3 protein-coding genes are annotated in these 3320 nt (G+C 63.7%); all 3 read left to right on the top strand.

The window, feature by feature from the left end:
• Positions 1-411: 411 nt before the first annotated feature.
• Entirely contained in the window at positions 412-753 is a 342-nt protein-coding gene (locus VML93_RS25570) for a DUF732 domain-containing protein (protein WP_325615064.1), read from the top strand.
• 248 nt (positions 754-1001) lie between these two features.
• On the top strand, positions 1002-2345 hold the full coding sequence (locus VML93_RS25565) for a magnesium transporter MgtE N-terminal domain-containing protein (RefSeq protein WP_325615063.1): 1344 nt from the start codon (positions 1002-1004) through the stop codon (positions 2343-2345).
• A 29-nt stretch (positions 2346-2374) separates the two neighbouring features.
• A partial coding sequence (locus tag VML93_RS25560) for an Nramp family divalent metal transporter (RefSeq protein ID WP_325615065.1) occupies positions 2375-3320 on the top strand: 946 nt, incomplete at its 3' end.

Below are 3320 nucleotides of genomic sequence, written 5' to 3'. Positions count from 1 at the left end.
TCCGATATTTGGGTACGCCGTGCAGTGCCGAAGCTCTGACGAGAGGGGTGCATGTCCGGGGCCCATGCGGCCGGATATGACCTCCACCAGTGCACGCGAACAACGACACCCACGTGTGTCCCGGCGGCAAGGAGGTGAGGGCCAGAGATGAGCCAGTCCAGTCCCGGCGATAGTCCTTATCCGAAATCCATCCTGTCCCGATCCGGTTCCGGCATTCATTCTGCCGTCTGAGTTTCCTCGGCCTTTCTAGTAGTTCGTCGCCTTCAACGGTGCGCGAATGCCTGTCAGACCGTGTGCCCATGATTTGAGCCGATCGGGCGCCTCCGCAGAGGAAAAGATCATGTCCAGCACGTCAGACAAGGCGCCCGAGCCTGGCAGCGGGTTGCCGGTACATCACGGGAAGGTGCAGAAATGACGACAACCCAAACCCAGCCCAGCCCGCTCCGACCGCGATTGGCCGAGCTGGCATTGGCAATCGCTTTGCTTAGCTTTGCCGCAACAGCAGCCCCAAACGCGCACGCCGAAAGCCACGACGACACGTTCTTGGCGGCGCTGACATCCAAGGGCATCAAATTCGGGTCAGCGCAGAGCGCGATCATCGCCGCTCATGAGGTCTGCGATGAACTTGGTCTAGGTAAGGCGAAGTCCGATGTTGCGAATGAACTCATGCAAAACAGCAACCTGGACGGCTATCACGCCGGTTACTTTGTAGGCACAAGCGTAGCTGCGTATTGCCCGAAGTATGCCGGGTAAGCGAACAATGGCGACACCCACGTGTGTCCCGGCGGCAAGGAGGTGAGGGCCAGAGATGAGCCAGTCCAGTCCCGGCGATAGTCCCTATCCGAAATCCATCCTGTCCCGATCCGGTTCCGGCATTCATTCTGCCGTCTGAGTTTCCTCGGCCTTTCTAGTAGTTCGTCGCCTTCAACGGTGCGCGAGTGCCTGTCAGACCGTGTGCCCATGATTTGAGCCGATCGGGCGCCTCCGCAGAGGAGAAGATCATGTCCAGCACGAAAGCCAAGGCGCCCGAGCCTGGCAGCGAGTTGCCGGTAATCCATCTCTCACAGCTGCTGCGCGCACCTGTGCTGGCCCGGTCGGGTGAGGCTGTGGGCCGGGTCGAGGACGTAATCGTGCGGCTGCGCAGCGCCCACGAGTATCCACTCGTGACCGGAATCGTGGCCGGCGTCGGCGGACGGCCGCTGTTCATCGGTAGCCAGGCCATTCACGAGTTCAAGCCGGATCGAGTTGTGTTGGCCAAGAACAAGGTCGACCTTCGTGGTTTTGAGCGTCGCGACGGCGAGGTGCTGCTGCGCGCCGATGTCCTCGGCCATCGGCTGATCGATGTGGCCGCCGTGGAGCTGGTGCGCGCCTATGACGTCAGGCTGGAAGATACCGGCGCCGGGTGGGTGCTCACGCGGCTCGACACCCGACGCCCAGCAAGGTTCTTCGGGCTGATCAAGGCCGCTGGCGGCCATGCACCCCGCGATTGGAAGGCATTCGAACCGCTCATCGGCCACGCCCGCTCCGATGCCCTGCGCCGTCACTGGGGCCGAGTCGGCCGGTTCAAACCGGCCGAGATCGCCGATCTCCTGGAGGACGCCGACAAGGCCGAAGGCGGCGAAATCCTCGACCGGGTCCGCAGCAACCCAGAGTTGGAAGCCGACGTCTTCGAAGAACTCGACCCCGACAAGGCCAACCGACTCCTCAATCGCATGCCCGATGACGAGGTCGCCGCGCTGCTGGGCCGGATGCGTGCCGACGATGCCGCCGACGCGGTCGCGGAGCTACGTCAATCGCGGCGCCGGCGCGTGCTGGATCTGATGCCCGCTCCGCAGCGCACCAAGGTGATCACCCTGATGGGGTTCAACCCCGAAAGCGCCGGCGGGCTGATGAACGTCGACTTCGTGTCTTGCGCCGCCAGCGCAACCGCGGGCACGGCGCTGGCGCTAATCGCGGCTGCCCGCACCCTTCAGCCCGAGGCACTCGTCAAGATGCATGTTCTCGACGAGGACAGATGCCTCGCCGGGGTGGTGTCAGTGATTGCCCTCTTGCAGGCCCAACCCGATGAAGATGTTGGGGCGCTGATGGATTCCGACCCGGTGCGGGTCAGTGCCGCCGCCGATCTGACCGACATCGCAGTGTTGATGGCCGACTTCAACCTCTACTCGATCCCGGTCGTCGACGAGCAAGATCGCGTAGTCGGGGTGGTCACCGTCGACGACATACTGGAAGCGACCATTCCCGAGGACTGGCGCCGCCGCGAACCCGCGCCCCGCCCGGTCCGCGAAATCACCCAACCCGACCATGACCGCAACGCACCCACATCGGGAGGGGAGGGATCGTGACGTCCAGCGACGACAAGACCACCGCCCCGGTGGCAGCGGCCGACAGCGCCGAACCGGCCCGGCGCAGCGCGGTGCTCGACAGCAAGCACCTGGGTGATATCGAGGGCGCGTTCGGACGCATCAGCATCGGCGAGACCGATCATCCCCGCACGTTGAAGACCCGGCTGCTGACCCTGCTGGCGATCATCGGTCCCGGGATCATCGTGATGGTCGGCGATAACGACGCCGGCGGCGTAGCCACCTACGCCCAGGCCGGCCAGAACTACGGCTACTCGCTGCTGTGGGTGCTGCTGCTGCTCATCCCGGTGCTCATCGTCAACCAGGAAATGGTGGTCCGGCTTGGCGCGGTCACCGGAGTCGGACACGCCCGGTTGATCAACGAACGCTTCGGCCGCGGCTGGGGCTGGTTTTCCGTCGGCGACCTGTTCCTGCTCAACTTTTTGACGATCGTCACCGAATTCATCGGCATCTCCCTGGCCGCCGAATACATCGGCGTCTCCAAATACGTTGTGGTGCCGATATCGGCGGTGGCACTGGTGGCGATCATGGCAAGCGGCAGCTTTCGGCGCTGGGAGCGGGCCATGTTCGTCTTCATCGCCATCACGCTGCTGCAGATCCCGATGCTGTTGATGTCGCATCCGCAGTGGGCGCATGCGGCGAAATCGTTTGTGGTGCCAAGCATCTCGGGTAGCGTTAGCTCAGATTCGGTGCTGCTGATCATCGCCATCGTCGGCACTACGGTGGCGCCCTGGCAGCTGTTTTTTCAGCAGTCCAATGTCGTCGACAAAAGGATCACGCCGCGGTTCATGGGCTATGAACGCGTCGACACCGTACTGGGGGCCTTCGTCGTGATAGTCGGCGCCTCGGCGCTGCTGATGACCGGCGATTGGGCGGCACGCTCCACCAACACGGTGGGGGGTTTCACCGATGCCGGCGCCATCGCACACCTGCTCGGCCAACACAGCGCGGTGCTCG

The organism is Mycobacterium sp., from assembly GCF_035499775.1.
Taxonomy (GTDB): Bacteria; Actinomycetota; Actinomycetes; order Mycobacteriales; family Mycobacteriaceae; genus Mycobacterium.
This window is presented reverse-complemented; position numbering and strand designations above follow the sequence as displayed.

What these genes read in the sequence shown, in the direction of transcription:
- VML93_RS25570 (WP_325615064.1), top strand. Translation starts at nt 412, where the DNA reads ATGACGACAACCCAAACCCAGCCCAGCCCGCTCCGACCGCGATTGGCC.
- VML93_RS25565 (WP_325615063.1), top strand. Translation starts at nt 1,002, where the DNA reads ATGTCCAGCACGAAAGCCAAGGCGCCCGAGCCTGGCAGCGAGTTGCCG.